Here is a 26,796-nt window from a genome sequence, read left to right on the forward strand (position 1 = left end):
GGTCGGATCACCGGTGCGCCAGGACGTTCACGACGACCCCGCCCGGCGTCCGCACGAGGAACCGCCGCACGCCCCAGGGCTCGTCGGTCGGCGGGTGCTCGACGCGCAGGCCCTCCCCGACCGCCCGCGCGTGCAGCTCGTCGACCCGGTCCGACGCGTCGACCTCCACCGACACCGCGGCGTCGACGGGCGCGGTCGCGTCGCGGGAGATCAGCTGGACCTGGACCGGCATGCTCACCCCGACCGCCCGGTGGTTCACCACCCAGCCCTGGTCCATCGCCGTCTCCAGCCCGAGCAGGCCGGTCCAGAACGGGGTGTCGACGGCGGGTTCGGCCACTTGCAGGAGGGAGTGGCCGGCTTGGACGAATCCGACCGGTTCCGCAACCGCGGCAGCAGCCGGCCCGTCGTCGCCGCGTACTCCTCGTAGGCGGCCCCGAGCCCGGCCCTCAGCGCCCGCTCCTCCACCGCGATGCGGTAGGCCAGCGCCATGCCGATCACGGCGGTCGTCACCAGCGCCGCCGCCACGCCTCCCCCGGTCAGCCCGAAGCCGACCACCCCGAGCAGGGCACCGAGGTAGGACGGGTGCCGGATCCACCGGTACGGCCCGCGCCGGACGACCTCGTGGTCGGACTGCACCGTCACGACCCCGCGGAAGAACCGGCCCAGCACCATGATCGACCAGAAGCGGAACGCCACCCCGACGGCCGCGACCCCGAACCCACTCCACAGCGCCACCGCCGGCGGCACGACCAGCAGCCCGCGGAACGGGGTCGCCGCGAGCCCGCCCACGAGCCCGGCGACGACCAGCACCACCAGACTCGCCCGCTCCGACCGGCCCCCGCCGCGGCCCCGGCTCCACTGCCACGTCTGCAGCCCCACCTCGCCGAGCACCCACACCACCGCGAGCGCGACGAGCGCCACTCCCCCAGCGCTCACTGGGCCACCATGGCGAGGACCGGCGCCCCGGGCAGCGACCGCGCCCGCCGGAGCGTCACCAGACCCTGGACGCCCAGGCTGACCGCGACGAACAACAGCATGCTCGAGGAGTTCAGCGACGCGGCGGAGGGCGCGACCACCCGGGCGAGCAGGTCGAGGCCGACGTGGATCCCGATCCCGACGGCCCACAGCGTCGCCGTCATCGCGTGGCCCTGGGTGTAGAGGACGCCGTCGCACACCCACAGCTGCACGGTCGCGGCCCGCAGCAGGCCGAGCGCCGCGCCGATCACCAGGCCGGTCACCAGCAGCGTCACCCCGAGGACCGACTCCGGGTGCGGCCCGGCGGCGGACAGGACCTCGACGAGGCCGACGATCCCGAGGACCGCCGCGACCCGCAGCCGGCGCGGCGAGAACTGCCGGACCCGCAGCTGGTTCCAGACGACCCACCCCAGCACCGCGACGCCGATGATCACCTGCAGCGGCCCGCTCATCCGATCTCGCCCTCCCCGCGTCGCCGGGCCCGTACGGCCCGGACGTGGTGATCAGGTTCGCGGCGAGCCAGGCCGGTGGGCGTCCACCCGCGGGTGGAGGTGGGGTGGAGAACGGGTGTGCGACGGCGGGCGGGGGTCCAGACTCGTCTCCCGTGACGGTGCGGACCGGCCCGGGGACGGGCACGACGGAGCTCGGGGTCCCGACGGCGGGTGCGGGCGCCGGCGGGCCCGGCACCCGGCGTCGCGAACCGGCCCCCCGACCCGCCTTCCAGACCGCCGGGGTGCGGCCGCCGCCCCGCGGGGCGTCACCCCTGGCCCGCCTCGGACGCACGGCCCGGCCCGTCCTCTGGGTCCTCGTGGCTGCCGGCACGGTCTGGCCGCTGACGGGCCGGGCGATCGTCGCGGCCGTGGTCGTCCTCGTCGGGGCGGGGTTCGCCGTGGCCGCGGCGCGGGACCCGCGCATCCCGTCGGTCACCGGCGAGGGCGAGCGGTGGCGGACCCTCATGCTGTCGATCTGCACGCTGGCCGGGCTGGTCGCGACCGTGCTGGTGCCGCAGGGCTCCGGCTACGTCACCGCGCTGGTCGGCGGGGCCCTGATCGGCCGCATCGTCATCGACCCCCGCCTCATCTGGGGGTTCTCCGTGGTGGCCGGGGTCGCGGTCGGGGTGACGTTCAGCGCCGCCACCGGGTCGCCCTGGGCACTGCTCACCGGCCTCGGCGTCCCCGCCCTGGCCTCCCGCTCGCTCGACCGGGCCCGGCTGCACCGCGAGCACGCCCGCGTCCTCGCGCTGCTCACCGAGCGGGACGCCCTGCGCGAGGTCGAGCTCGCGGCGGCAGCCGGGGCGGAGCGCGCCCGCATCGCACGCGACCTGCACGACGTGCTCGCCCACACCCTCTCGGGCCTCTCGCTGCACCTGCAGGGCATCCGCGCCGTCACGGCGAAGCGGCTGGGCGCCGACGACCCGGTGATCGCCTCGGTCGACCGCGCCGCCGACCTCGCCCGCGCCGGGCTCGCCGAGGCCAAGCAGGCGGTGGCCGCGCTGCGCGAGGACCCCGCGCCCCGCGGCGCCGAGCTCACCGCGCTCGCCGAGGAGCACGGCGCCGAGCTCGCGGTCGCGGGCGACGTCGACGGGCTGCCCGCGACGGTCCGGGAGACGGTCTTCGCGACGGTGCGCGAGGCTCTGACCAACGTCGGACGGCACGCGCCCGGGGCCGCGGTCGTCGTCGCGGTGACCGTCGCCGACGCCGTGGACGTCCGGGTGACCGACGACGGGCCCGGCCCGGACGCCGAGCCGGCCGGTGCCCGCGGCGACGTCGGCGGCGGTCAGGGCCTCGTCGGGCTGCGCGAACGGGCGGCGCTCGTCGGCGGCACACTCGAGACCGGGCCGTGCGACGCGGGGTGGCGCGTGTCCCTGCACGTCCCGCTGCCCGCCGGCGCCGGGAGCTCGGGCAGGGTGGCGCCGTGACCTCCCGGTCCGGGCCCGCGCCCGTGCGCCTCGTGCTCGCCGACGACCAGGCCGTGGTGCGCGACGGCCTCGGGATGCTGCTCTCCGCGGCCGACGACCTCGAGGTCGTGGGCACCGCCGCGGACGGGATCGCCGCGGTCGAGGTCGTCCTCGCGCAGCGCCCCGACGTGGCCCTGGTCGACCTGCGCATGCCCGGGTTCGACGGCGCCCAGGTCACCGCGGCGGTCCGGCGGGACGCTCCCGAGGTCCGCGTCCTCGTCCTCACCACCTACGCCGACGACGACGCCGTCCTGCCCGCCCTGCGCGCGGGCGCCGCGGGCTACCTCACCAAGGACACCACCGGGGAGGCGCTGGTGTCCGCCATCCGGACCGTCGCGGCCGGCGGGTCGGTGCTCGACGCCGCCGTGCAGCGGCGCCTGGTCGACCTCGTCGGGGCCCCGTCACCGGCCGTCGCCCCGGCGGCCGAGCCCGAGGTCCCCGAGGGGCTCACCGCGCGCGAGGTCGACACCTTGCGGCTGGTCGCCGAGGGGCTGTCCAACCAGCAGGTCGCCTCGAAGCTCTACGTCAGCGAGGCGACCGTGAAGACCCACGTCAACCACCTGATCTCCAAGCTCGGCGTGGACGGCAGGCCCGCGCTGGTGGCGTGGGCCTGGCGCCACGGCGTGACGTCGGGCTGACGCCCTTGTGCGTGTGTTTCCGTGCCTGGGCACGACAGAGACACAGCACGCCGATAGGACACGCACAGGGCCTACAGGCCCAACGTCTTCCCGATGATGTCGCGCTGGATCTCGCTCGTGCCGCCGTACACCGTCGAGACGACCGACTGGCGCAGCAGCCGCTCCATCCCGTACTCGGTGGCGTAGCCGTAGCCGCCGAGCATCTGCATGCCCTCCAGCGAGAGGTGCTTGGCGAGCTCGGTGGCCTTGAGCTTCGCCATCGACGCCTCCTTCGGGAACAGCGCCGTCGGGTTCGCGTCGATGGTGTGCGCGGTGTCGTGCACGAGGAGCTTCGTGGCCGCGAGCTCGGTGGCGTTGTCGGCGAGCCGGTGGCGCATCGCCTGGAAGCTCCCGACCGGGCGCCCGAACTGCTCGCGCTCCTTGACGTAGGCGAGCGTGTCGTCGAACGCGCGCCGCCCGAGGCCGAGCATCAGCCCGGCGAGGATCATCCGCTCCAGGTTCAGCCCGGCCATGAGCTGGCGCCAGCCCTGGCCGTCGGTGCCGACGACGGCGTCCGCGGGCAGATGGCAGTTCGTGAAGTAGAGGTCGTTGACCTCCTTGCCGCCCATCGTCTCGATGCCGCGGATCGCGAGGCCCTCGACGTCGGTGGGGACGACGAACATCGTCAGCCCGTCGTGCTTGCCACCCGCGGTGGAGGTGCGCGCCACCAGCAGGATGTGGGAGGCGATGTGGGCGTTGGAGCACCACGTCTTCTGGCCGTCGACCACCCAGCCGTCCTCGGTCTTGCTCGCCTTGCAGGTCAGACCCCCGACGTCGGAGCCGGCGCCCGGCTCGGACATCGAGATCGACAGCACGTCGCCGCGGACCACCCCGCCGAGCAGCTCCTGCTTCTGCTCCTCGGAGCCGAACTTCTTGATCGCCTCGGCCGTGATGATCGTCGTGCCTGAGCCGCCGATCGGCGCCTGCTGGTAGGCGGTCTCCTCGAGGAAGACCAGCAGGTCGGTCATGGACCCGTCGGCGCCGCCGTAGGCCTCGGGCAGCGCGATGCCCAGCCAGCCGAGGCCGGCCATCTTGCGGTAGATCTCGTTACTGTGCGGGCCGTTCGCGGTGAGGCGGTCGCGCGCGGCCTTGTCCGGGATCTCGCGGCGGGCGAACTCGGCGATGGCGAGGGCGAGGGCGTCCTGCTCCTCGGTGAGCGTGACGGGCATGTCAGGACTCCTTGGTGGGGACGAAGAAACCGATGCTGTCGAGGTGGGCGAGCAGCAGGTCCCGGCCGTCGAGGACGTGGCGGGACATGGCCTCGCGCGCGGCGTCGCCGTCCCCGGCCGCTACGGCGACGAGCAGGGCGGCGTGGGAGCGCCGGGTGGCCGAGCGCCACGCGGCGCTGGCGGTGTAGAAGCGCGGCGGCAGGTAGCGCTCGGCGCACCCGGCGAGCCAGGCGAGCTTGCGGGAGCCGGCCGCGCGGTTCACCGCGACGTGGAAGTCGTGCTCGGCGTGCGCGAGGGCGAGACCCACCTCGAGACCGCCCGCCCCGGGCGCGCCGTCGCGGCCCTCGTCGCACGCGGCGACGAGCCGGGCGACCTCGGCGTCGTGGTCGCGCAGCGCGTCCAGCTGCTCCGGTCCCGCCGCGACCGCGGCCCGCGCCGCGAGCTCGCCGGTGAGGTGCGCCTGCGCGGCGAAGAGGTCCGCGACGTCGCCCCGGGTCATCTCGGCGACGACGTAGCCGCGGCGCGGCAGCGCGCGCACCATGTCGTCGGCGCGCAGCGACTGCAGCGCCTCGCGCACCGGGGTCTGGCTGACGCCGAACTCCTCGCCCAGCCGGTCGACCCGCAGGAAGGTCCCCGGCGCGAGCTCGCCGGAGAGGATCCGGTCGCGCAGCAGGAGGGCGACCCGGTCCGGGAGCGCCGGGCCTCCACCGAGCGGCGGCGCTCCGTGTTCCGTCCCGGCAACCATGGCGCCACCGTATCCTATCGAATATAGGATCGGTGCGTGCTCAGCGAACCGTCGACCGATGCGAGGCCCCGCCGGGCCGCCGACACCGTCAGCGCGGCCGTCGTGCTCGGCGCCACGGCGAACGTGATCATGCAGCTGGCCCGGCCGGCGGTCGGGTACGGCGTGGTCGAGAGCCGCGTCGACCGCGGCAATCTGATGCTCCACCCGCTGCACCGGCTCCGGACCACGAGCACCTACCTGTCGGTGACGATGCTCGGCGACGAGCGCGACGTCCGGAGCTACCGCCGCGCCGTCGGCCGCTCGCACGCGCAGGTGCACTCGACCGACGACAGCCCGGTCGCCTACGACGCGTTCGACCGCGAGCTGCAGATGTGGGTCGCCGGCTGCCTCGTGCGCGCCTTCGAGGACACCTGGGCGCTGCTGGCCGGCCGACCCGGCGCGTGGCTGCCCGACGAGGTGTACCACGAGTGCGCCGCGCTGGGCACCGGACTGCAGGTCCGACCGCATCAGTGGCCGGCCGACCGCGCGGCGTTCGAGCGCTGGTGGGACGCCCAGCTCGAGCACGTGCACCTCGACGACACCGTGCGCGGCTACCTGTGGGGCCTCGTCGAGCAGGAGTTCCTCCCGGCCCCGCTACGGCCCCTGCTCGCCCCGTCGAGCCGGTTCCTCACCGCCGGGTTCCTGCGCGAGCCGTTCCGCTCGCTCATGGGCTTCGCCTGGTCCGACGCCGACCAGGAGCGCTTCGAGAGGACGATGCGCCGGCTCGGCGCGGTGCTGAACCGCACGCCCGGCGCGGTCCGCCGCTTCCCCTACAACGCTTTCCTCGCCGACGTCCGCGCCCGGCGCCTCCTCGGGATGCCGCTCGTCTGACACGGGTCCAGGGTGATCGGGTGCGGATCATCGCGATCGAGGAGCACGCGTTCCCGAAGGACCTGGATCTGAGGGACTCGGTCAGGACGCGCAGGTCGGACAGATCCGGTGCTGCGCACCGCCGCGCCGTCGCGCCCGCCGTTGCATCCCCGAACGGTCGAGCGCTGCCGCGTGGCCACCGCGCTGCGCGACGAGCCCTCGCCCGGTCGACCCCACCCGAAGGCGTGATCTTCCCGCTCCCGCGTTCGACCCCGCCGCTACAGCGTCTGACCACCGTCGATCGTGATCGTCTGCCCGGTGATCGCCCGGGAGGTCACCAGCCCGACGACGGCCGCGGCCACGTCCTCGACGGTCGTCTCCCGCCCCACGATCGCCTGCGCGGCGAGCGTGCGCCCCTGCTCCTCCTTGCCGGCCCACCAGCGGGTCAGGACGAGGCCCGGCCAGACCTCGTTGACCCGCGCGGGCGCGAGGGCGTTCGCGAGCGCCCGGGTGAGCCCGGACAGCGCCGCCTTCGAGACCACGTAGGGCACCGACGAGCCCCGCCCGGACGCCACCGAGGCGCTGCCCACGTTGACCACGCACCCGTCGTCGGCGGCGCGCAGGTCGGCCGCGGCCGCCCGGGCGCAGTGCCAGGCCGAGAGCGTGTTGAGACGGAACAGCCGCTCGAAGACCTCGTCGGTCGCGCCCTCGAGGTCGTCCAGCGCGATGTGCTCGGTGCCGCCGGCGTTGTTGACCAGCACCGACACCGGTCCGAGGGCGGCGCGGACGGCGCCGACCAGGCCGCGGACGGCGTCGTCGTCGGTGACGTCGGCCCGGAACGCCTCCGCGGTCCCGCCCGCGGCGCGGATGGCCTCGACGGTGGCGTCCGCGTCATCGGCCGACCGGCTGTACACGAGGGCCACCGGGTGACCCAGCCCCGCGAGCGCCTCCGCGATCGCCCGCCCGATGCCCGTCCCGCCGCCCGTCACCAGCGCCGTCATGAGGTCCTCCGCGCCGTCGTCGACCCGACGACGATGATGGTCCCGTGCCTGCCCGACCCGCCGCGACCCAGACCGTGACCCTCCGGGACATCCGGCCCGAGGACGTCCCCACCGTCGTCCGCTTCGTCCACGAGCTCGCCGACTACGAGCGCGAACCCGAGTCCTGCCTGCTCACCGGGGAGCAGCTGCACACCGCGCTGTTCGGCGAGCACCCGGCGGTGTTCGGACACGTCGCCGAGGTCGACGGAACCGTCGCGGGCACCGCCCTGTGGTTCGTCACGTTCTCCACGTGGACCGGGGTGCACGGGATGCACCTCGAGGACCTCTACGTCTCGCCGTCGCACCGCAGGCTCGGGCTCGCCCGGGCGCTGCTGGCCCGGCTCGCCACGACGTGCGTCGAGCGCGGCTGGGCGCGCCTCGAGTGGGCGGTGCTCGACTGGAACACCCCCGCGCTGGACTTCTACGCCACGCTGTCCTCGCGTCCGCAGGACGGCTGGACCACGCACCGCGTCGACGGCGACGCGCTCGGGGCGCTGGCCGCGCTCGACCGGTGAACCGGCGTCACGTGGGCGGGCCGCTCTCGTGGAGGAAGACGACGGTGTTGTCGCGGTAGGAGCGCGCGCTCGCGTCGAACGATCCGCTGCAGGTGATCAGGCGCAGCTCCGGGCCGGCGGTGCCGGTGTAGACCTCGTCCGTCGGGAACGCGTCCTTGGAGAACGAGCGCGTGGCGTAGACGGTGAAAGGCAGCGTGCGCCCGTCGTCGCGGGTGACGGTGACGGTGTCGCCGGGGGCGAGCGCGCCGAGCCGGAAGAAGACGGACGGCCCGTGCTCGACCGAGTCGATGTGCCCGATGATCACCGACGGGCCCTGCTGCCCGGGGGTGACCGAGTAGCGGTACCAGGCGGCGAGGTCGTAGAGCGGGCCCTTCGCCGGGACCTCCATGGTGCGGTCGGGGTTCAGGCCGACCGAACCCACCCGCGAGTCCACGCCGATCTTCGGGATGACGATGCGCGCCGGGGGCGAGGGCGGCGGGCCGGGCGGGGTCGTCGGGCGCGCGCTGCTCGCGACGGGCGGTGGCGCGGGGAGGGCCCCGGCATCGTGCTCGTCGGGGGCCTGCTGCTGACCGAGCAGGGCGACCACGATCGCGACGACGCCGGCGAGCGCCAGCACGCCCGCGACCAGGAGCAGCAGGCGCCGTCGGAGGGTGGGGGGATGCTCGGAGGGGGGAGGATCGGACGGCGCCGGGGCCGGGGCCTCGGCGCCGTCCGGGGGCGTTCCCAGTCCTCAGTCCTGGGTGCGACGACGACGGGTCGCGGCGAACGCGACGCCGCCGGCCGCCACGAGCGCAGCGCCGCCGAGGCCGAGGAGCTCGCCGTGCTCGACACCCGCCGTGCTGCCCGCACCGGTCTGCACGCCGCCCGAGGGGGTCTGGCTGGGCGCGCCGCCGGTGCCGGTGGAGCCGGACGTGCTGCCCGTGCCGGAGGTGCTGCCACCGGCGGTGCTCCCGCCGGCCGTCGCGCCGCCGGCCGTGCTGCCACCGGCCGTGCTGCCACCGGCCGTGCTGCCACCGGCGGTGCTGCCGCCGGCCGTCGCGCCGCCGGCGGTGCTGGCGCCCGCCGTGCTGGTGTCGGCAGTGCTGGCCCCCGCGGTGCTGGCCCCTGCGGTGCTGGCGCCCGCGGTGCTGGCGCCGGCGGTACTGGCGCCCGCCGTGCTGGTGCCGGCGGTGCTCGCGTAGGGCGGCGGCGGCGGTGGCGCCTGCGCAGCGCTGGAACACGCCGACAGCGCGCCGACCGACAGGGCCGCCGCGGCGATCACCATCCCGGTGCGGGTCACGGTCCCTCGCGTCATGTGTCCTCCCCGTATCTCGTTCCGAATCTCGTTCCGATCACGAGTCCCGGAGTTCTTACCCGATACGGGAGATCTCACGCAGCACGCGCGCCGCCGGGCCGCAACCACGCGCCGAGTTCTCTCATCCGACCCTCAGCGTTCGCCGGGGACCTGCTCGCCCGCCTCGACCGCGACGTCGAGGACGTTCTCGGCCGGCGGGAGCGGGCAGGTCGCGTACGCGGTGAGGGCGCACGGCAGGTTGACGGTCCGGTTGAGGTCGACGACGAGCGACCCGTCGCGCGCGGGGTCGTCGGTGCGCAGGATGCGGCCGCCGCCGTAGGTCGTGCCGCCGCTGGTGGCGTCGCGGAAGTGCAGCGAGAGCCCGCCGGCCTTCCCGGCGAGGGCGACCAGGCGGTGCTCGCGGCCGTCGAGCTCGAACGTCACGGTGCCGACCGCCGTCGGGAAGTGCGCCAACCCGTCGACGACGGCCCCGACGGTGATCCGTCGCGGCGCGTCGTAGGCCTGGAACCGGCCGGTGACCACCCAGCGCGGATCGACGGGGAAGTGGGGCACGCCGTCGAACGCGGCCCGGGTCGCCGCGTGCGGGTCGCGGATGCGCAGCGCGTAGGAATCGGTGCGGCGGGCGAGCTCGACCCTCCGCTCCCCCACCGCGACGAAGACGCCGGGCGCGCCGTCGACCGGGGTCACCGTGCGGGTCCCGTCGACGGGCTCGCCGTCGACCGAGACGTCGTCGTCGACGGTCGCGGTGATCTGGACGGTGCCGTCGCCCGGGGCGCGCCAGGTGCCCGGCAGGTCGGCGATGGTGCGCCCGCCGGCGTCGAGCCACTCGAGCGCGGTCAGCGAGAGCCAGCCGTGGGGCTCGCGCAGCGTCGCCTCGCGCTCGTCGTGCCAGCGCTGCCAGTCCGCCTGCAGGGTGCGGTCCTCGGTGACGGTCATCGGGCGTCCTCCCGGGTGTCGGGTGTGCTGCCGGGCACAACCCGGGACGGCTGCCGGGGATTCCGATCGGCGCCCGTCGGGAAGGGCCTCGACCCGGCGGGCGCTCCGGCCCGCCGGGTCGGCCCGCGACTCAGGCGTCGACGACCGGCGCGCCCTCGGCGGCCTTCTGGACCGACTCGCAGCCCTTCTTGGCCGCGGCCTTCGTCTCGTAGGCCTCCCCCGAGGCCACGATCTGCCCGTTGCTGGCCTTGAGCCGGAACCGGTACTTCCCGGAGCGGTCCTCGTAGACCTCGAACTTGCCAGACATGTGCCTGCCTCCCCGCTGTGTGGGTCAACGTGCTGGTCAGAACGGACGCTAGCGCCGCCGGGCGCCGTCAGGAACTCCCCGCACCGGGCGCGTCGGACCGCGAGGAGGGCCGGCGTCAGAGCGCCGTGCGCACCGCATAGAGCTCCGGGAAGAAGGTCAGCTCGAGGGCGTGGCGCAGGAACGCCGCACCGCTCGAGCCGCCGGTCCCGGTGCGGAACCCGATCGTGCGCTCGACGGTCTTGAGATGCCGGAACCGCCAGAGCTGGACGTTCTCCTCGATGTCCACGAGCTCCTCGCAGGTCTCGTAGACGTCCCAGTACCGCTCGGGGTCGGCGTAGATCTGCCGGAACACCTCGACGAGCGCGGGGTCCTCGACGTGGGCCGCCCGCACCTCGCGGTGGAGGGTCTCCGCGGGCACCGGGTGGCCGCGGCGGGCGAGCAGGCGGAGGAACTCGTCGTAGAGGCTCGGGCGGTCGAGCGCCGCGGTGAGGATCGCCGTCGCCTGCTCGTCGTCGGCGAACAGCTCGAGCATCGCCTCGTTCTTGTTCCCGAGCAGGAACTCGACCGCGCGGTACTGGTAGCTCTGGAAGCCCGACGACGTCCCGAGGAACCCACGGAACTGGCCGTACTCGCTCGGGGTGAGCGTCGCGAGGACCGACCACTGCTCGATGAGCTGGCGCTGGACGTGCTTCACGCGCGCCAGCCGCTTGAGCGCGAGGGCGAGGTCGTCCCGGGCGAGGTCCTCGCAGGCGGTGGTGAGCTCGTGGAGCGCGAGCTTGAGCCAGAGCTCCGAGGTCTGGTGCTGGATGACGAACAGCAGTTCGTCGTGGTGCTCCGGACGTGAGAGCGGGTGCTGGGCCGTGAGCAGCTCGTCGAGGTGCAGGTAGCGGCCGTACGAGAGGTTTCCGGTGAAGTCCCGGACGATCCCGCTCTCCAGCGGCCGCGTGTTCCGCTCGGTGCTCACCGCGGGAGCTCCTCGCCGCACCGCGGGCAGGTCGGCGACGCCGCCTCGCCGTCGTCGGGAGCCTCGGGCATCGCCCCGCACGACGGGCAGAGCAGGTGCATCCAGCACACCGGGTCGCCGCCCTCGGGCTCGCGGGCAGGGTGGTCGACGGTCACGACGACGATCCTGCGCGTCCGGACACCGTGACTGCCAGACTCGATTCGCTCCACTCGACGAGGAGGCGGTCGGACCGTGCGTCTGGAGACCCTGCTGCCGCTGGGCAAGGTCGACCCGGGGCTCCGCGCCCCGGAGAACCCGCTGGATCTCGGGACCGTCGCGGCGAACGCGGCCTTCCTCGAGGAGATCGGCTACGGCGGCCTCGCCGTCGAGGAGACCAAGGACGACCCGTTCGTCGTCCTGGCCCTCGCCGCCGCCGCGACGCAGCGGCTGCGGCTCACCACCGCCGTCGCCATCGCCTTCCCCCGCAGCCCGACGACGACGGCGCTGCACGCCTGGACCCAGCAGAAGCTCTCCGCCGGGCGGTTCACCCTGGGGCTCGGCACCCAGGTCCGCGGCCACATCCGGCGCCGGTACGGCCTCGAGTGGCACCCGCCCGCCCCGTGGATGCGCGACTACGTCCGGGCGATGCGCGCGGTGTGGCACACCTGGCAGACCGGCGAGCCGCTCGACCACCACGGTGAGCACTACGACCTCGACCTCATGGTGCCGCTCTTCGACGCCGGACCCATCGAGCACCCGGACATCGCGGTGCACCTCGCGGCGGTGAACACGAACATGTGCGCCGTCGCCGGGGAGGTCGCCGACGGTATCCGCCCGCACCCTGTGTGCACCCCGAGCTACATCGCCGAGGTCATGCTGCCTGCGGTGCGGCGGGGCGCCGCCCGCTCCGGCCGGTCGCTCGACGGGTTCCGCGTCGCGATGAAGCCGCTCGTCGCGTCGGCCCGGACCGAGGAGGAACTGCAGACCAAGATCCGCGACGCCCGCGCCCGGATCGCCTTCTACGCCTCCACCCCGGGCTACCGCGCCGCCTTCGACCACCTCGGCCTGGGCGACCTCGCGACCGAGGCCAAGGAGCACTCCAAGGCCCAGCGCTGGGAGGAGCTGCCGCGGATGATCGACGACGAGACGCTCGACCGGTTCGCCGTCATCGGCACCTACGACCAGATCGGCGAGCGGCTGCTGGAGCGGTACTCGCAGGTGGTGACCGATGTCGAGTTCTCGATCGCGGTGAGCCCCGACCCGGCCCTCCACGAGGCCGATCGCGAGACCCTGCGATCGCTGGCCGCGGTGGTCCAGGGTGCCGACGACGGCGCTGCCCGCGCCCGGATCCGAGGAGACGCAGCGGAGCTGAGCTCGACCATCGACGGAGGGGAGACCGCAGGTGTCTGACGAGGAGCCGGTGCACGTCGAGACGAGCGACGGGATCACCGTCATCACCGTCGACCGCCCGAAGGCGCTCAACGCGTTCTGGTGAACCGGGTCGCGCCCGCGGGGACCGCCCTGGAGGCCGCCGGGCGATGGCCGCGACGATCGCCGCGAACGCGCCCCTGGCGGCGCGCGAGTCGCGCGGGCTGATGCTGCGGGCGGTGCACGCCGACGAGCACGACGACGCCATCTGGGAGGACAACGCCGCCGTCATGGGTCGAATCTTCTCCAGCGACGACGCGAAGGAGGGTCCTCGGGCGTTCGCGGAGAAGCGTTCGCCCGTCTGGACCGGCCGCTGACCCCGGTGACCTCGTCGTCGTCCGGACGACACCGACGGGCAACGCGGATGGCCGAGGCTTCCGCCCATGACCAGCACCGTGCCGGAGCCCGTCGAGCTGACCGTCACCGATACGACCACCGCCGAGTGGCAGGACTTCCCTGTCCCGGCCATCGGGGCGGTGCTCGAGCACGTGCCGCTGTACGACGACCCGGAGACCGGGATGTCAGTGCTCAAGATGGTGTACCGGGCCGGGTTCACCAATCCCTGGCACACCCACCCGTGCGGCCACGGCATCTACGTGCTCTCGGGGACGCTCAACACCCACCAGGGCACCTACGGCCCGGGGAGCTTCGTGTGGTTCCCCGAGGGCGGGTCGATGGAGCACGGCGCCACCGAGGACGGCGACTGCACCTTCCTCTTCATCACCAACAAGCCCTTCGACATCCACCACCTTCACCCGGAGGAGTAGGTCTCGGGGCTCGGAGATCTCAGGGCGTCGGCCGGGCGCTCCGGGGAGCCACGGCGTACCCGTGATCGGCCAACCACGCCCGAGCGCGCCCGCGCTGGCGCTCATCGGAGAAGGAGTGCCAGCGCGTGACGTCGTCGGGCCACCCCGCGAGGACGTCCTTGAAGCGGCGGAACGCTCCGCGGCCCCGGAGCGCTCGGTCCAGTCGGTCGCGCTGCTCCGGGTCGGGGAGCGTGTCGACGAAGCGCTGCATGTCGCGGTAGCCCGCCCGCGATCCCTCGCAGCGGACCGCGAGCCAATGGTCGTCGTCCTTCTCGTCGATGTCGATCTCGAGGTTCTCGAAGACGAAGTCCGGCCAGACCTCGCCGGTGCGCAGGTCGATGCGGCCGCCACCGTTCGCGGGGTCGCCCTCGAGGACGGACGAGAGCTCCTCGAGGTCGACCGGAAGCGGGCGCAGCATCGGTGCCGCGCCGCTCCCGAGCCGCGCCTCGATCTGGTCGGCCAGCTCGTCGTCGCCGTCCCATCCGCGCTCGCGCAGTCTCCCGACCCAGTCCTGAGCCTGTTCTCGTGCGCCGGGCGCCTGCCGGCCGAGCGCGATCACCAGTCCGTCGCCGGCGAACTGGAGGCAGTCGGCGGGCTCGACGCGCGACAGCACGGCGACGATGGCCGCCGCGTCTCCCGTGTAGATCGCCCCCGGAGCTGCTGCACCGGATCCTCCGTGTCCACGCGCCGAGTCTCTCGCTGCGGCACACATCAGGCCATGACCTGATCGGCGAGCTGCCAGGGTCGGTTGTGGCGAGATCTCGGACTCGGCGCCGCCGGCTGGGGCGCGTGGATCGGCGGTGTGGTCCTCACGATGGCGCGCTTCTTCGGTGCAAGCGCCCTCGAGACGGCCGCCGCCGAGCGACGTCGGCGACGGCAGGCCCCGTCACCTGACGCATGACCGGAGACCCTCCCCTCGGTAGCGTCATGATGGTGCCGTCGTTCGCCGACGCCAGGGCGCTGGCCGAGCTGACCCTCGCCGAGCACCTCCCGCAGCGCTGGCTCCACACGCAGGCCGTGGCGCGCGAGGCGGTCCGGCTCGCCGCCCTCCCGGACGTGGAGCGGGAGCCGTTCCTCGTCGCCGCCGTGCTGCACGACGTCGGCTACTCCCCCGTCATCGCCCGCACCGGGTTCCACCCGCTCGACGGCGCCCGCTTCCTGAGGTCCCGCGGCTACGACCGGCGCGTGACGGCGCTCGTCGCCCACCACAGCGCGGCCGCCGTCGAGGCCCGGCTGCGGGAGATACCGGGCCTGGAGGGGTTCGACGACGAGGCCACACCGACCCGCGACGCGCTCTGGTGGTGCGACGCGGTGTGCGGGCCGACCGGGGAGCCGACGACGCCGGACGAGCGCTGGGCGGAGGTCCGGCGCCGCTACGGGCCGACCCACCTGGTGAGCCGCGCCCTCGACGAGGCCGAGCAGGCGATGCGCGCCGCCGTCGACCGCACCCGCACCCGCCTCACCGACGCCGGCCTCGCCACCGACCGGCACACGCCCTGACTGGTCACGACACCGCGAGCCGCTGGTGCGCGGCCATGGCCGCGACCAAGGACCGCTCCGCCTCCTCCCGCGAGTCCCCCAGCCCGACCAGGAGGTTGAGGGCCAGCTCGGCCGCCGTCGCGAGCCCGCCGCCGGGTTCGCCGAACGCGCCGGCGATCTCGAGCAGCACGTACCCGTGGGTCGAGGCGAGGAACTGCCGTGCGACCGGCAGCGGCTCCGCCGGCCGCAGCCGCCCGCCCTCGATCATCCGGGCCACCGAGCGGACCAGGACGTCGAGCGCGGTCCGCCCGTCCCCGGTCGCGAGGTGCGTCGCCGCCAGCGTGGCCTCCACCGGCGTCCGCTGGCGCAGCGAGGGGTCGGTGACGCCGAACATCGCGCGGTAGAGGGCCGGGCGGGCGAGGGCCCAATCGGTGTAGGTCCAGCCGCGGAGGAGGTGGTCGGCGACGGGGTCGTCGCTCTCGGGGGCCGCGTCGACGTGACCGGCGAGGCGGGCGAAGCCCTCCCCCACCGCGACCTCGATCAGGCCCGGCATCCCCCCGAAGAGCGTGTAGAGCGCCTGGGTCGACGTCCCGACCTCCGCGCAGACCTCCCGGGCGCGCAGCGCCTCCGGACCCCGCTCCTCGAGCGCCCGCAGCGCGGCCGCGACGAGCCGACTGCGCAGCTCGGCCTGGGCGGCGCTCCTGGTCACCACCCGGTTATAGCAGCGTCCCCACCGACCTTGCGCCACCACGACACCCACGCCATCATGCCGTCATAACAATGTTCTCGGCGCTCAGGAGGCCCGAGTGGGCGACGACGAGTACGACGTGGTGATCGTCGGCGCCCGGTGCGCCGGGGCCTCGCTGGCCATCAGGCTGGCCCGAGCCGGCGTCCGGGTCTGCCTGCTCGACCGCGCCCGTTTCCCCAGCGACGTCCCGTCCACCCACGGCATCCAGCCCGCGGGGGTGGCGATCCTGCGCGACCTCGGCTGCTTCGAGCGCCTCGCCGCCCGCACCGACCCGATCGAGCGCGCCACCCTCGTCGTCGACGACGCCCGCATCGAGTTCGAGGGGGCCACCGAGCTCCTCGGCGCCCCGATGCTCAACCTGCGCCGCGGGGTCCTCGACGCCGTGCTCCTCGAGGCGGCGGAGACGGCCGGGGCGGAGGTCCGCACCCGGGCCGTGGTCACGGGGCTGTGCCGGGACGGGGGACGGGTCACCGGGGTGGTGACGCCGGACGGCGCCGTCCGGGCCCGCCTCGTCGTCGGTGCCGACGGCGCCGGGTCCACCGTGGCGCGCCTCGTGGACGCCGCGAAGTACTGCCGCACGCCGGCCGAGCGGGTGTTCCTGTGGAGCTACTTCGAGGGCACCGAGCACCCACCCGGCCACGTGTGGCTGGGCCGGATCGGCGACCACGGGTACCTGGCGAGCCCCACCGACGGCGGCGCGTTCCTGGCCGTGGTCGCCGCGTCGCGCAGCCGCCGCGACGAGGTCCTCGCCGACCGGCCGCGGGCGTTCGCCGAGGGGCTGCGCGGATGGCCGGAGCTCGAGGCGGTCGTCGCGTCGGGCCGCCGGGCCGGGCCGCTGCACACCGTGCCGGACCGGGACGGGTTCTTCCGCCCCTCAGCCGGACCGGGATGGGTGCTCGTCGGCGACGCCGGGCACGTCAAGGACCCGACGCCGGGCCAGGGCATCTCCGACGCGCTGCGCCAGACGACCGCGCTGGCACCCGTCGTCGTCGACGGCCTGGGCCCCGGGGCGGACCTCGACGAGGGCCTCCGCCGCTGGTGGTCGTGGCGCGACCGCGACGCCTGGGCCATGTACTGGTTCGCCCGCGACCTCGGTGCCGACGGCCCGGTCCCGCTGCTGACCCAGGAGGTCATGCTCCGGGTGGCCGCCGACCCGCGTCGTCGGGAGATGCTGCTGAAGGTGCTCAACCACGACCTGCCGCCGAACGGGCTGATCACCGCGCCGCTCGCCCTCGCCGCCCTCGGTGGGGCGCTCCTGCGCCGGCCCGGTCACCGCCGGCGACTACTGCGCGAGGCGCGCACAGCCGCCGTCGACGAGCTGCGGCACCTCCGGCCGCCGCGGGCCGCCTGACGCGGGTCAGACCTCGACGACGGCGGGTCCCCCGGACGACGGCAAGGGCCCGCTGCGCAGGAAGCACGCGAGGACGACCCCGACCGCCGTGAGCACGGTGGTGACGATCATGAGGTTGTCCAGCGAGGTGGTGAAGGCGCTCGCCTGCGCCTGCGTGTACATCATGTAGTTGTGCATCATGGGCGTCATGCCCCCGCTCGCGCCGGAGGCTCCCGCCGCGGCGGCACTCGCCCCCGACGCGGCGCCCGCGCCCCCACCGGACATCATCCCCATGAGCCCGCCGGTGTCGGCGAGCTGTTGGGCCTGGCCGCTGCCCAGCAGGGCGGTGAGCGCGGCGAGCCCCATCGCCGCCGAGGTCCGCTGGGTGACGTTGTTGAACGCGCTCGCGCCGCTGACCTGGTCCGGGGGGACGGCGGACAGACCTCCGGTCATGATCGGCATCATCGCGAGCCCCATGCCGATCGCCCGGAACATCAGGACCCAGCGCAAGGTGCTCCACGAGGAGTCCACCCCGAGGTCGCGCAGCATCCAGGTACCGGCGGCGAGGATCGTCAGGCCGATCACCGCGGGGTACCGCGGCCCGAAGCGGTCGTAGATCCGTCCCGCGATCGGCATCAGCACGCCCATGACGAGGGCCTGCGGCAGCAGCAGGAGCCCGGTGTCGAAGGCACCCAGGCCCTGGGTCTGCTGCAGGAAGAGCGGGATGAAGAACAGCACCCCGAACAGGCCGACCGAGAGCACCGCGATGAGGATGAGCGAGTTCGTGAACGGCCAGTACTTGAACACCCGCACGTTGAGCATCGGCTGGTCGACCTCGAGCTCGATCACGACGAACAGTGCGAGGCACAGGGCGCCGACCGTGAACAGGATCAGCACGGGGTAGGACGTCCAGCCCCACGACTCGCCCTCGGAGAGCGCCAGCAGCAGCGAGAACAGCCCGGTGGCGATCGTGACGAAGCCCAGGACGTCGAACTTCTTCCCCTTCGACCCCTTCGGGAGCGGCAGCCACACCAGCGCCGCGACGGCGCCGATGATGCCGATCGGGACGTTGATGAAGAAGATCAGCCGCCAGTCGACGTACTCGACGAGGTAGCCGCCCAGCGTCGGGCCGACCGCCGGGGCGAACACGATGCCCAGCCCGTAGAGCCCCATCGCCGCGCCGATCCGCTCCCGCGGCACGAGCTGGTAGACCATCGACAGGGCGACCACGGGGATGATCCCGCCGGGGATCGCCTGGATGATGCGGAAGACGATCATCGAGTTGATGTCCCAGGCGATCCCGCACAGCGCGGATCCGAGCCCGAAGAACACCAGGGACACGACGTAGGCCCGGCCCAGCCCCAGCCGCTCCCCCAGCCACGCGCTCGCCGGGACGATCACGCCCAGGGCGAGCGAGTACGCCGTCGAGACCCACTGGATCTGGTCGGTGGTGACCCCGAAGTCCTTCTGCATCGACGGGATCGCGACGTTGACGATGCTGACGTCGAGCACCGACATGAACATCCCGGTGACGAGCACCAGCAGCGAGAGCAGCCACGGCGTCGAGGCGGCACGCGACCGGAACGGCGAGCCCGACGGCGTCTCCGGTGCGGGGGCCGGGGCCTGCGCCGGTGGCGCCGCCGTCGCGGTCGTCCCGGGCCGGTCGGGCTGGTCCGGTTCGAGCAGCGCCGTGGTGCCCTCGGTGCTCATCTTCGTAGTGTGGCACCTCACGCGGCCGATTTCGCGCCGTGATCATGTCCGTAATCTGGACAGACGAGCACGAAAGCGCTATGAGTCCTCGGTCATCGGGACCGGATCGTCCGGCAGGGCGAGAGTCCGGCGCGGGGTGGCGCGGTGCCCGAGGAAGACCGGCCGGTTCGCGTGCCCGAAGAGCAGTGGCGCCAACTCGGCCGCGCGCACCGCGCCGTACCAGCCCGACGCGGCGGGCGCCTCGCCGAACGCCGTCACCGGGTCCGGGCGCACGGTCGGTCCGGCGACGACGAGCGGGGTCGGGTCGCCGGTGTGCAGCACGCCGCCGGTGGACGGCGTCGCGTGGTCGCCGGTGACGGCGACGACGGCCCGGTCGGCGAGGTCGAGCAGGCCGGCGAGCCCGGGATCGGCCGCCTCGAGGACCTCCAGCTTCGCGCGGGGCTCCTTGGTGTGGCCCGCGTCGTCGGTCGCCTTGGTGTGCACGTGGACGAAGCGCGCGCCGTCGGCGACCAGCTCCTCGGCGGCCACGAGCCGCGCCGCCAGGTCCTCCCCCACGTCCGCGGCCGGCGCGAGGTGGCGGAACCCCATCCCGAGCAGGCGGGCGAGGCCCCGGTAGAGCCGGGTGCTGGTGACGGCCGCGCCCGCGACGCCGGTCTGCCCGACGAAGCCCGGGAGCTCCGCCCGCGCGCCCGACCACTTCGTCGTCAGGACGTCGAGGGGTGGGCGGGCCCAGCGGGCGCGGTTGACCGGATGGTCGTGCAGGGCGGCGCGGGCGTCGAGGAGCAGGGCGTTCAGGGTCTCGGCGGTCGGGCCGGCCCCGGTGCCCTCCGGCTCGCAGGGCAGCACCCGCAGCCAGGGGTGGCGGTCCTCGAAGAACGGGTCGGAGTCGGTGACGGCGCCGTCGGCGTGGCCGTGCAGGACGAGCAGCGCCTCGCCGCGCCCGCCGAGCGAACGCAGCTCGGCGCCGCGGCGCGCGACGACGGGCGCGATCACCTCCAGCAGCGCGGACGCGTCGGCGGCGTCGTCCGGCGCCACCCGCCCGGTGATCCACACCCGGCCGTCGTCGCCGACCGTCGAGCTCCGCAGCGCCGCGTGCGTCACCGCTGTGCCCACCGGCACCTCGACCCCGGCCCCCAGCGCCTCGAGCACCGCGCGGCCGGGGAAGGGCACGTCGGCGAACCCGAACATCGCCCAGTGCGCCAGCTCCGAGGCGGGCGCGCGGCCCCAGCCGAACGGCAGGTGCCAGCCGGAGCACCCGCGGGCGGCCAGCGCGTCGAGGACCGGGGTCCGGGCCGCCTCCGCCGGCGTGCGGCCGCCGAGCTCGGGCACCGGCCGGTCCCCCAGACCGTCGAGGACGACGAGCACGACGGGCACCCGGTCGTCGACGAGCCGCGGCTGGGTCTCGCCCCACCCCGGAGGAGCCGCGCCCGGAGGCGTCGTCACCGGACCGCCAGCAGCGCCCGCAGGACCGGCACCGTCGTCGTCGGGACCATCGCGACCCAGGACCCGTCGTCGAAACCCTCCCGGATCGCGGCGGCGTCGAGCTTGGCGGCGGGGTCGCCGGGGAGGACGGTCACCGCGTAGCCCCCGGCCTCGAGCTGGGCGGCCTTGTCCTGCTCCCACGCCGAGTAGGCGCGGACGTAGTGGTGGGCGTGGCGCGGGACGTACTCCGGCCACTGCGGCGGGCGGGTGAGGTCGAAGGGGACGACGAGGGCCCGGTCGGCCATCCCGGCGCCCGCGAGCGCGGCGGTGAGCAGCCGGAGGCGCTCGTAGTAGGTGAAGGGGTTGGCGGCGTCGGTGTGCCGGTGCGCCGAGGTCGCCTCCTCCCGGCGGGCGCCGCTGTCGGGGTTGGTGACGGCGACGACGAGCTCCTCGTGGTGACGCAGCGCGTGCGCGAAGAGGTCGAGGTGCTGGGCGTGGACGGGCTGGAACCGTCCGGTCACCGCCGCCAGGCTCACGGGTGGCCGTGGTGATCGCGCCGCAGCAGGCCCCGGGCGATCGCGTTGCGCTGGATCTCGACGGTGCCGGCGGGGATCTTGAGGTTGCGGGCCAACCGGAAGAGCTTCTCCTCGGGCGAGCCCAGCCGCAGCCCGGTGCCGCCGTGGACCTGGACCGCGCGGTCGGCGACCCGGAAGAAGGCCTCGTCGTTGATCACCTTGACCAGGCTCATCAGGCGGGGCGCGTCGGGGTGCAGCGGCATGCCGTAGGGCCCGCCGGGCAGCGCGTCGAGCTCGTCCTGGGCGCGCAGCGAGGCGGCCCGGGCGGCGTACAGGTCGGCGTCCATGTCGGCGAGCATGTGCTGCACCGCCTGCAGCTCGGCGATCGGCTTGCCGCCGGAGGTCCGCGTGGCCGCCCGGTCGACGGCCCGTTCCAGCAGCCACGCGCCCCACCCGGCGCACATCCCGCCGCGGCACATCCGCCGCCAGTTGATCCACGCCATGGCCAGCGCGAACCCGTCGCCGTGGTCGCCGACGACGTCCTCGGCGGGGATGCGCACGTCGTCGAGGTGCAGCTCCCCGGTGAGGCCGTCGTCGAGCATCGTCGGGATGTCGCGGCCGCGGGTGACGCCGGGTGCGGACGCGTCGACGAGGAACATCGTCAGGGAGCGGGTGCCGGCGCCGGGTTCGGTGACGGCGGTGACCTGCAGGACGTCGGCGAACGCGGCGTTGGTGATCCACGCCTTGTGCCCGTTCAGCACCCAGTCGGAGCCCTCGCGGCGGGCGTGGGTCTCCATCGCGAGCACATCGGTGCCCACCGGGATCTCGGTGTTCGCGAACGCCGCGGTGATCTCGCCGGCCATCAACGGCTCGAGCCAGTGCTCGCGCGCCGCCGCCGAGCAGTGCTCGAGCGCCGCGTTCGGGCCCTCGGTCCACCCGAGCGCGGCGAGGCCGAGCCCGAGGCCGCTGCGGTGGTAGACGAACTCCTCGACGTGTTGCATCTCGGCGCGGGTGAAGCCGCCACCGCCGTGCGCCTCGCCCACGTGCGGGGCGTACAGCCCCGCCTTGGCCGAGCGTCGCTGGACCTCGCGGCGGGCCTCCCACACGGCGGGGTGCATCCGGCCCTGCTCGTCGAGGTGCGGGTTGTACGGGGTCCCGACGTCGAGGGCCGCCATCTCCTGCTCGGCGGGCCCGACCTCGACGGTCAGGAACGTCGCGAACCGCTCCCGGTAGTGCTCGACGCGGGCGGTGAGCCCCGCTTCGGTGGTCATGGCCCTTGGCTTACCAGGTGGCTCGCGCCGCACCTATGGTCGACCCGTGCCGCTGCTGTCCGCCGGGTCCTCGGTCCTGCTCGTGGTCGACCTGCAGGAGCGCCTCATGCCGGCGATCGCCGGCGCGCCCGACGTCGTCGAGAACGCCGCCCGGCTGATCCAGGCCGCCACGCGCCTCGAGGTCCCCGTGACCACCACCGAGCAGGACCCGGACAAGCTCGGACCCACCGTCGAGCCGGTCGCCTCGCTGCTGCCGACCCCCGCCGTCGCGAAGTCGACGTTCGCCGCGGACCTGTCCTTCCCGACGACGGTGGTCGTCTGCGGCTGCGAGGCCCACGTCTGCGTGCAGTCGACGGTGCTCGCGCTGCGCGCCTCGGGTCACGACGTCGCGGTGGTCGCCGACGCCGTCGGGAGCCGGGCGCCGGCGAACCGCGACGCCGCCGTGGCCCGGATGCGGGCGCACGGCGTCGACGTGGTGACCACCGAGATGGTCGTGTTCGAGTGGCTCGGCTCGAGCGCGAACCCGGCCTTCCGCGAGGTGCAGAAGCTGATCAAGTGATCAGCCGACGGGGGCGTCCGGCGTCCAGGTGCGCAGCCACAGGGTCTGCGGGGCGCGCCGCAGGTCGGAGAGGGCCTCGTCCGGGATCGGGGTCTCGGTGTCGACGACGACGTAGCCGCGCTCGCCGCGGGTGGACAGCGCCTGCCCGACGATGTTGACCCCGACCTGGTGCAGCAGCTGGTTGATCCCCGCGAGCACGCCCGGCTTGTTGGTGTGCAGGTAGCCCAGCCGGTACGTGTCGGCCGCGAGCGGCGGCGCGACCTCGGGCAGGTTCACCGAGAGCGCGGTGCTGCCGTTGGCGACGAAGGCGAGGAGCTTCGTGGAGACGAAGCCGCCGATCTCCTCCTGCGCCTCCTGGGTCGACCCGCCGACGTGCGGGGTGAGGATGACGTTGTCGAGGCCCCGCAGCGGCGACTCGAAGGTGTCGCCCTGGGCCTTCGGCTCGATCGGGAAGACGTCGATCGCGGCGCCCGTGATGTGGCCGGAGAGGATGTTCTCCCGCAGCGCGTGGTCGTCGATCACCATGCCTCGGGAGGCGTTGATGAAGATCGACCGCGGCTTCATCTTCGCGAACTGTTCGGCGCCGAACAGTCCGGCGTTGCCGGGCCGGCCGTCCACGTGGAGGGTCACGACGTCGGCCTCGGCCAGCAGCTCGTCGAGCGAGCCCACCTTGCGGGCGTTGCCGTGGGCCAGCCGGTCCGCGGTGTCGTAGAAGATCACCCGCAGCCCGACCGCCTCGGCCATGTTCGACAACTGCGTCCCGATGTTGCCGTAGCCGACGATGCCGAGGGTGCGGCCGCGGAACTCGTGGCTGCCGCGCGCGGACTTGTCCCAGATGCCCTCGTGCATCCGCTGGGTCTTCTCGACCAGCCGCCGGGTCAGCGCGATGATCTCGCCGAGCACCAGTTCGACGACGCTGCGGGTGTTGGAGAACGGCGCGTTGAACACCGCGATGCCGCGCTCGGCGGCGTCGACGAGATCGACCTGGTTGGTCCCGATGCAGAAGCACCCGATCGCCAGGAGGTCCTTGCCCGCGTCGAGCACCTCGGGTGTGATCTTGGTGTTCGAGCGGATGCCGAGCAGGGACACGCCCGGGAGCGCGTCGGCGAGCTCGGCGCCGGAGAGCGACCCGGGCCGCTCCTCGACCTCGAGCCCGGCACGGCGGAACGCGTCGGCGGCGGTCGGGTGGATGCTCTCCAGGAGTAGGACCTTCACACCGCGAGCCTACTGTCGCTCCGGGGCGCTCGGGCCGGTGATGACCGCTCGGGGCTAGGTCTGTGCAGGTCGAGCGCGCGGTGACCGGGACCACCCTCGGTCGAGGAGGAGGGCGTGGGATGGCGGGATCCGACGATTCCGGACACGCGCGGAGGCTGGTCGTCGTGGTCGGCCACGTCGCCGACGCGGATCGGTACCGGGACGGCGACCGCCTGTGCGTGCTGCGCGACGCGGCCGACGCCGGCGCTCTCCTCGACGCCGAGCTCCCCCGGCTGGGCACCGGGTGGCGCGTCCTCGCCGTCGGGACCGGGCCGGACGTCCGCGCGGTCCGGGCCGCGGCGCTCGCCCGCGGTGCGCTCGCCGAGGAGGTCTCGGTGCGGGTGCTCGACGACGGGGCGCAGGTGCGGGTCCACTGCGGGGTGTGCCACCACGGGGCCCAGGCCCGGGCGGGCGACGTCCTGGAGTGCCCCGGCTGCGGCACAGCGCTCGTCGTCACCGACCACGAGTCGCGCGTCCACGGCGCCGTCCTCGGCGCGCCCGGCGTGCGGTGAGCCGCCCCGGGATGCTCGAGCTGCGCGTGGCCGCCGTCGCCACCCCCTGCCCGGGCGTGCGGTCGCTGACCCTGACGGGCGACGGGCCGCTCCCCTCGTACCCGCCCGGCGCGAACATCGGCCTGGAGTGGGCGCCGGGGCGGATGAACACCTACTCGCTGACCCCGTCGCCGGACCGTCGGGACCTGGTGCCGGGGCTCGACCCCGAGGTGTACCGGGTGAGCGTCGCCCTGCGTCCCGACGGCGCGGGCGGGTCGCGGGCCCTGCACGCCCTCGCACCGGGCGACCGGCTCCGTGCAACGACGCCGCGCTCGTCGTTCCCACCGGTGCAGACCGCCGCGCACCACGTGCTCGTCGCCGGGGGCATCGGGGTGACGCCGGTGCTCGCCCACGTCGCGTGGCATGCGTTCTGGGGGAACTCGTTCGAGGTGCTGCTGGTTGCGAGGCCCGCGGTGGCGCCGCACGCGGAGGATCTGTGCCGGCTCGCCGGGGACCGGCTCGCGACGGCGCCGGACCGGACGGCGATGCGGGCGCTGCTCGAGCGGGCGTTGCGGACGGCGCCGTGGAACAGCCACGCCTACACCTGCGGTCCGCCGGGGCTGATCGCCGAGGTCGCGGTCCGGGCGCGGGAAGCGCACTGGGTGGACGCCCGGGTCCACGCCGAGCCGTTCGTCGCCGCCGCACCGCCCGGCGAGCCGTTCACCGCCGTGCTGCGCCGCACCGGGCGGCAGGTCGCGGTCGGTGCCGGTGAGTCGCTGCTCGACGCGCTCGAGCGCGTCGGGGTGCCGGCCCCGCGGTTGTGCCGGCGCGGGGTGTGCGGGGAGTGCGTGACGACGGTGGCCGCCGGGCGGGTCGAGCACCGGGACACCGTGCTCGACGACGACGAGCGGGAGGACCAAATGGCGCTGTGCGTCTCGCGCGCCGCCGGCGAGTCGGTGGAGCTGGACCTGTGACCGCCGCACCGGACGACGTCGCGACCTATCCGTTCCCGCTCCCCCACGACACCTACCGGGTCAGCGCGAACGTCGAGGAGGCCGGCGTCGAGCGCGCCACCGAGGCCGGCTCGTGGGGCGCGAGGATGCTGCACGCCGGGGACGATCACGACGCCGTCGTCCGGAAGCGCCGCGCGATCCTCGACGCCGAGCCGCGCCGCTTCGTCGCCGCCGAACACGCCCGCGAAGCGTCGTGGGAGGCCCTGCTGTGGCTGCTCGACCGGAAGGCCCGCGAGCAGCCGGGCACGGTGAACCTCGAGCGGGACGGGGCCCACCACCGCTGGACCGATGCCCGCATCGGCGTCGAGCAGGAGTTCGTCCTGGGCGACGACGCCTCGTTGCCCGAGCACCCACTGACCTTCGCGGGCAGCCAGGTCGAGGAGGACGTCGTCGTGCTCGGCGCCCGCGACGGGCGGCTGTGGCTGGACGCGGGCCTCGTCGTGCACGCCTCGGTGTGGTCGATCGGGTTCGACGCCGGGATGAGCTTCGCCGAGCTGCACCGCCCGGTGCCCGGCGAGGACGCGCGGCGGGTCTTCACGACGGCGGAGCGGTTCCTGCTGCGCCTGCACCCGGGCGAGGCGTACCGGCGGCTCAACTGGGGGCTGCAGCTCGACGACCGCCCGGACCTCTCGCTGGACACCTTCGGGTCGTGGGGCGCGCGCCGCGCCGCGCTCGACGTCGTTGACCCGGGCCGTGAGGTGCACCTGCGCACCGAGGTGCAGCACCTGGTGAAGCTGCCGCTGACCGGGAGCGTGCTCTTCCTCATCGGGGTTCGGCTGCTCCCGCTGGAGCGGGTGGCGCTGGTCCCGGCGTGGGCGAACAGGTTGGCGTCGGTGCTGGAGACCCTGACGCCGGAGACCTCGGGCTACAAGGAGCTGGACGACCTGGGGCCTCTCGCGGCCGCGTGGCTCCGCGATCACGCCCCGACGTAGTCCGCCAGGTGCTCGCCGGTGAGCGTGGACCGGGCCGCGACGAGCTCGGCCGGGGTGCCCTCGAAGACGACCCGCCCGCCGTCGTGACCCGCACCGGGCCCGAGGTCGACGATCCGGTCGGCGTGCGCCATCACCGCCTGGTGGTGCTCGATGACGATCAACGACTTCCCGGCGTCGACGAGCCGGCCGAGCAGGCCGAGCAGCTGCTCGACGTCGGCGAGGTGCAGCCCCGTCGTCGGCTCGTCGAGGACGTAGACGCCGGCCTTGTCCGACAGGTGCGTGGCGAGCTTGATCCGCTGGCGCTCCCCGCCCGAGAGCGTCGTCAGCGGCTGGCCGAGGCGCAGGTAACCGAGCCCGACGTCGACGAGCCGGCGCAGGATCGTGTGGGCCGCGGGGGTCTTCGCGTCCCCGGAACCGAAGAACGCCTCGGC

Annotated in this window: 34 protein-coding genes; 14 read left to right on the forward strand and 20 right to left on the reverse strand. The window is 74.4% G+C overall.

What is annotated here, in order from left to right; genetic code table 11:
• Positions 1–7 precede the first annotated feature (7 nt).
• Genes VGH76_RS08580 through VGH76_RS08590 form a run of 3 tightly spaced genes read right to left on the reverse strand, consistent with a single transcriptional unit; the run spans position 8 to position 1,427 of the window.
• Positions 8–337 (reverse strand): VOC family protein, encoded by a 330-nt coding sequence (locus VGH76_RS08580; protein ID WP_331556222.1) that lies wholly within the window; start codon positions 335–337, stop codon positions 8–10.
• Positions 256–936, reverse strand: a complete 681-nt coding sequence (locus VGH76_RS08585) for an isoprenylcysteine carboxylmethyltransferase family protein (RefSeq protein ID WP_331556223.1) — start codon at positions 934–936, stop codon at positions 256–258. Before VGH76_RS08585 ends, VGH76_RS08580 begins: the two co-directional genes overlap by 82 nt.
• Positions 933–1,427, reverse strand: coding sequence for a hypothetical protein (locus VGH76_RS08590; RefSeq protein ID WP_331556224.1), 495 nt, complete (start codon positions 1,425–1,427; stop codon positions 933–935). Before VGH76_RS08590 ends, VGH76_RS08585 begins: the two co-directional genes overlap by 4 nt.
• 152 nt (positions 1,428–1,579) lie before the next feature.
• On the opposite strand from VGH76_RS08590, the gene VGH76_RS08595 reads away from it, so the two are divergent.
• Together VGH76_RS08595 and VGH76_RS08600 are read left to right on the forward strand one after the other, a co-directional pair.
• Positions 1,580–2,893 carry a sensor histidine kinase gene (locus tag VGH76_RS08595; protein ID WP_331556225.1) on the forward strand — a complete coding sequence of 438 codons (1,314 nt, stop codon included), beginning with the start codon at positions 1,580–1,582 and terminating at the stop codon, positions 2,891–2,893.
• Positions 2,890–3,570 carry a response regulator transcription factor gene (locus VGH76_RS08600; protein WP_331556226.1) on the forward strand — a complete coding sequence of 227 codons (681 nt, stop codon included), beginning with the start codon at positions 2,890–2,892 and terminating at the stop codon, positions 3,568–3,570. The genes VGH76_RS08595 and VGH76_RS08600 overlap by 4 nt, the downstream gene beginning before the upstream one ends.
• A gap of 71 nt (positions 3,571–3,641) precedes the next feature.
• On the opposite strand, the gene VGH76_RS08605 is transcribed toward VGH76_RS08600, so the two are convergent.
• Positions 3,642–4,778, reverse strand: coding sequence for an acyl-CoA dehydrogenase family protein (locus tag VGH76_RS08605; protein WP_331556227.1), 1,137 nt, complete (start codon positions 4,776–4,778; stop codon positions 3,642–3,644).
• A 1-nt stretch (position 4,779) separates the two neighbouring features.
• Positions 4,780–5,523, reverse strand: coding sequence for a GntR family transcriptional regulator (locus tag VGH76_RS08610; protein ID WP_331556228.1), 744 nt, complete (start codon positions 5,521–5,523; stop codon positions 4,780–4,782).
• 36 nt (positions 5,524–5,559) lie between these two features.
• On the opposite strand from VGH76_RS08610, the gene VGH76_RS08615 reads away from it, so the two are divergent.
• Positions 5,560–6,393 (forward strand): oxygenase MpaB family protein, encoded by an 834-nt coding sequence (locus VGH76_RS08615; RefSeq protein WP_331556229.1) that lies wholly within the window; start codon positions 5,560–5,562, stop codon positions 6,391–6,393.
• Between the two features lie 257 nt (positions 6,394–6,650).
• Here VGH76_RS08615 and VGH76_RS08620 read toward each other — a convergent pair whose 3' ends face one another.
• A complete protein-coding gene (locus VGH76_RS08620; RefSeq protein WP_331556230.1) occupies positions 6,651–7,373 on the reverse strand; it encodes an SDR family NAD(P)-dependent oxidoreductase in 723 nt (240 codons plus the stop codon).
• Between the two features lie 44 nt (positions 7,374–7,417).
• Between VGH76_RS08620 and VGH76_RS08625 the strand changes: the two genes are divergently transcribed.
• On the forward strand, positions 7,418–7,927 hold the full coding sequence (locus VGH76_RS08625) for a GNAT family N-acetyltransferase (RefSeq protein WP_331556231.1): 510 nt from the start codon (positions 7,418–7,420) through the stop codon (positions 7,925–7,927).
• Positions 7,928–7,934: 7 nt separating this feature from the next.
• Here VGH76_RS08625 and VGH76_RS08630 read toward each other — a convergent pair whose 3' ends face one another.
• Together VGH76_RS08630 and VGH76_RS08635 are read right to left on the reverse strand one after the other, a co-directional pair.
• Positions 7,935–8,543, reverse strand: coding sequence for a class F sortase (locus VGH76_RS08630; RefSeq protein WP_331556233.1), 609 nt, complete (start codon positions 8,541–8,543; stop codon positions 7,935–7,937).
• 114 nt (positions 8,544–8,657) lie between these two features.
• The gene (locus VGH76_RS08635; RefSeq protein ID WP_331556235.1) at positions 8,658–8,786 is read right to left on the reverse strand and encodes a hypothetical protein; all 129 of its coding nucleotides are present in this window, start codon (positions 8,784–8,786) and stop codon (positions 8,658–8,660) included.
• Positions 8,787–8,838: 52 nt separating this feature from the next.
• On the opposite strand from VGH76_RS08635, the gene VGH76_RS08640 reads away from it, so the two are divergent.
• A complete protein-coding gene (locus tag VGH76_RS08640) occupies positions 8,839–9,108 on the forward strand; it encodes a hypothetical protein (protein WP_331556236.1) in 270 nt (89 codons plus the stop codon).
• A 245-nt stretch (positions 9,109–9,353) separates the two neighbouring features.
• Here the strand turns inward: VGH76_RS08640 and VGH76_RS08645 are convergent, their stop codons facing one another.
• The 4 genes from VGH76_RS08645 to VGH76_RS08660 form a co-directional block, all read right to left on the reverse strand.
• Positions 9,354–10,157 (reverse strand): DUF1684 domain-containing protein, encoded by an 804-nt coding sequence (locus tag VGH76_RS08645; RefSeq protein WP_331556237.1) that lies wholly within the window; start codon positions 10,155–10,157, stop codon positions 9,354–9,356.
• A gap of 130 nt (positions 10,158–10,287) precedes the next feature.
• Positions 10,288–10,464, reverse strand: coding sequence for a YegP family protein (locus VGH76_RS08650; RefSeq protein WP_331556238.1), 177 nt, complete (start codon positions 10,462–10,464; stop codon positions 10,288–10,290).
• A 115-nt stretch (positions 10,465–10,579) separates the two neighbouring features.
• Positions 10,580–11,428, reverse strand: a complete 849-nt coding sequence (locus VGH76_RS08655) for a tryptophan 2,3-dioxygenase (RefSeq protein ID WP_331556239.1) — start codon at positions 11,426–11,428, stop codon at positions 10,580–10,582.
• Entirely contained in the window at positions 11,425–11,583 is a 159-nt protein-coding gene (locus VGH76_RS08660) for a hypothetical protein (RefSeq protein WP_331556240.1), read from the reverse strand. Before VGH76_RS08660 ends, VGH76_RS08655 begins: the two co-directional genes overlap by 4 nt.
• 76 nt (positions 11,584–11,659) lie before the next feature.
• Here VGH76_RS08660 and VGH76_RS08665 point away from each other — a divergent pair, with 76 nt between their 5' ends.
• The 3 genes from VGH76_RS08665 (at position 11,660) to VGH76_RS08675 (ending at position 13,602) form a co-directional block, all read left to right on the forward strand.
• Complete coding sequence (locus VGH76_RS08665; RefSeq protein ID WP_331556242.1) at positions 11,660–12,817, forward strand: TIGR03617 family F420-dependent LLM class oxidoreductase; 1,158 nt, start codon at positions 11,660–11,662, stop codon at positions 12,815–12,817.
• Between the two features lie 128 nt (positions 12,818–12,945).
• Entirely contained in the window at positions 12,946–13,152 is a 207-nt protein-coding gene (locus VGH76_RS08670) for a hypothetical protein (protein WP_331556243.1), read from the forward strand.
• 66 nt (positions 13,153–13,218) lie between these two features.
• Positions 13,219–13,602 carry a cupin domain-containing protein gene (locus VGH76_RS08675; RefSeq protein WP_331556244.1) on the forward strand — a complete coding sequence of 128 codons (384 nt, stop codon included), beginning with the start codon at positions 13,219–13,221 and terminating at the stop codon, positions 13,600–13,602.
• Between the two features lie 19 nt (positions 13,603–13,621).
• Here the strand turns inward: VGH76_RS08675 and VGH76_RS08680 are convergent, their stop codons facing one another.
• Complete coding sequence (locus VGH76_RS08680; protein ID WP_331556246.1) at positions 13,622–14,254, reverse strand: UPF0158 family protein; 633 nt, start codon at positions 14,252–14,254, stop codon at positions 13,622–13,624.
• A gap of 314 nt (positions 14,255–14,568) precedes the next feature.
• Here VGH76_RS08680 and VGH76_RS08685 point away from each other — a divergent pair, with 314 nt between their 5' ends.
• A complete protein-coding gene (locus tag VGH76_RS08685; protein ID WP_331556247.1) occupies positions 14,569–15,141 on the forward strand; it encodes an HD domain-containing protein in 573 nt (190 codons plus the stop codon).
• Between the two features lie 4 nt (positions 15,142–15,145).
• Here VGH76_RS08685 and VGH76_RS08690 read toward each other — a convergent pair whose 3' ends face one another.
• Positions 15,146–15,829: a TetR/AcrR family transcriptional regulator gene (locus tag VGH76_RS08690; protein ID WP_331556248.1), complete on the reverse strand. Its 684-nt coding sequence runs from the start codon at positions 15,827–15,829 to the stop codon at positions 15,146–15,148.
• Positions 15,830–15,926: 97 nt separating this feature from the next.
• Between VGH76_RS08690 and VGH76_RS08695 the strand changes: the two genes are divergently transcribed.
• Positions 15,927–17,219 (forward strand): NAD(P)/FAD-dependent oxidoreductase, encoded by a 1,293-nt coding sequence (locus VGH76_RS08695; RefSeq protein WP_331556249.1) that lies wholly within the window; start codon positions 15,927–15,929, stop codon positions 17,217–17,219.
• A gap of 6 nt (positions 17,220–17,225) precedes the next feature.
• On the opposite strand, the gene VGH76_RS08700 is transcribed toward VGH76_RS08695, so the two are convergent.
• The 4 genes from VGH76_RS08700 to VGH76_RS08715 all read right to left on the reverse strand — a co-directional run bounded on the left by VGH76_RS08700 (position 17,226) and on the right by VGH76_RS08715 (position 22,116).
• Positions 17,226–18,908 (reverse strand): DHA2 family efflux MFS transporter permease subunit, encoded by a 1,683-nt coding sequence (locus tag VGH76_RS08700; RefSeq protein WP_331556250.1) that lies wholly within the window; start codon positions 18,906–18,908, stop codon positions 17,226–17,228.
• Positions 18,909–18,986: 78 nt separating this feature from the next.
• Positions 18,987–20,351 (reverse strand): phosphoglycerate mutase, encoded by a 1,365-nt coding sequence (locus tag VGH76_RS08705; RefSeq protein WP_331556251.1) that lies wholly within the window; start codon positions 20,349–20,351, stop codon positions 18,987–18,989.
• Positions 20,348–20,851, reverse strand: coding sequence for an adenylyltransferase/cytidyltransferase family protein (locus VGH76_RS08710; RefSeq protein WP_331556252.1), 504 nt, complete (start codon positions 20,849–20,851; stop codon positions 20,348–20,350). The genes VGH76_RS08705 and VGH76_RS08710 overlap by 4 nt, the downstream gene beginning before the upstream one ends.
• A gap of 11 nt (positions 20,852–20,862) precedes the next feature.
• Complete coding sequence (locus tag VGH76_RS08715) at positions 20,863–22,116, reverse strand: acyl-CoA dehydrogenase (protein WP_331556253.1); 1,254 nt, start codon at positions 22,114–22,116, stop codon at positions 20,863–20,865.
• A gap of 46 nt (positions 22,117–22,162) precedes the next feature.
• Between VGH76_RS08715 and VGH76_RS08720 the strand changes: the two genes are divergently transcribed.
• Positions 22,163–22,675, forward strand: a complete 513-nt coding sequence (locus tag VGH76_RS08720; RefSeq protein WP_331556254.1) for an isochorismatase family protein — start codon at positions 22,163–22,165, stop codon at positions 22,673–22,675.
• On the opposite strand, the gene serA is transcribed toward VGH76_RS08720, so the two are convergent.
• Positions 22,676–23,890 carry a phosphoglycerate dehydrogenase gene (gene serA / locus VGH76_RS08725; protein WP_331556255.1) on the reverse strand — a complete coding sequence of 405 codons (1,215 nt, stop codon included), beginning with the start codon at positions 23,888–23,890 and terminating at the stop codon, positions 22,676–22,678. It lies immediately after the preceding gene.
• Between the two features lie 119 nt (positions 23,891–24,009).
• Between serA and VGH76_RS08730 the strand changes: the two genes are divergently transcribed.
• From VGH76_RS08730 to VGH76_RS08740, 3 genes are read left to right on the forward strand one after another with little or no spacing between them, the layout of a single operon-like run.
• On the forward strand, positions 24,010–24,441 hold the full coding sequence (locus tag VGH76_RS08730; RefSeq protein ID WP_331556256.1) for a dimethylamine monooxygenase subunit DmmA family protein: 432 nt from the start codon (positions 24,010–24,012) through the stop codon (positions 24,439–24,441).
• Between the two features lie 11 nt (positions 24,442–24,452).
• The gene (locus VGH76_RS08735) at positions 24,453–25,394 is read left to right on the forward strand and encodes a PDR/VanB family oxidoreductase (protein WP_331556257.1); all 942 of its coding nucleotides are present in this window, start codon (positions 24,453–24,455) and stop codon (positions 25,392–25,394) included.
• Positions 25,391–26,365: a heme-dependent oxidative N-demethylase subunit alpha family protein gene (locus VGH76_RS08740; RefSeq protein ID WP_331556258.1), complete on the forward strand. Its 975-nt coding sequence runs from the start codon at positions 25,391–25,393 to the stop codon at positions 26,363–26,365. Before VGH76_RS08735 ends, VGH76_RS08740 begins: the two co-directional genes overlap by 4 nt.
• On the opposite strand, the gene VGH76_RS08745 is transcribed toward VGH76_RS08740, so the two are convergent.
• On the reverse strand, positions 26,350–26,796 hold a 447-nt coding region (locus VGH76_RS08745), incomplete at its 5' end, for an ATP-binding cassette domain-containing protein (protein ID WP_331556259.1). The two genes, VGH76_RS08740 and VGH76_RS08745, sit on opposite strands and share 16 nt — an antisense overlap.

It is taken from the genome of Actinomycetospora sp. (genome assembly GCF_036497585.1).
Classification (GTDB): Bacteria; Actinomycetota; Actinomycetes; order Mycobacteriales; family Pseudonocardiaceae; genus Actinomycetospora.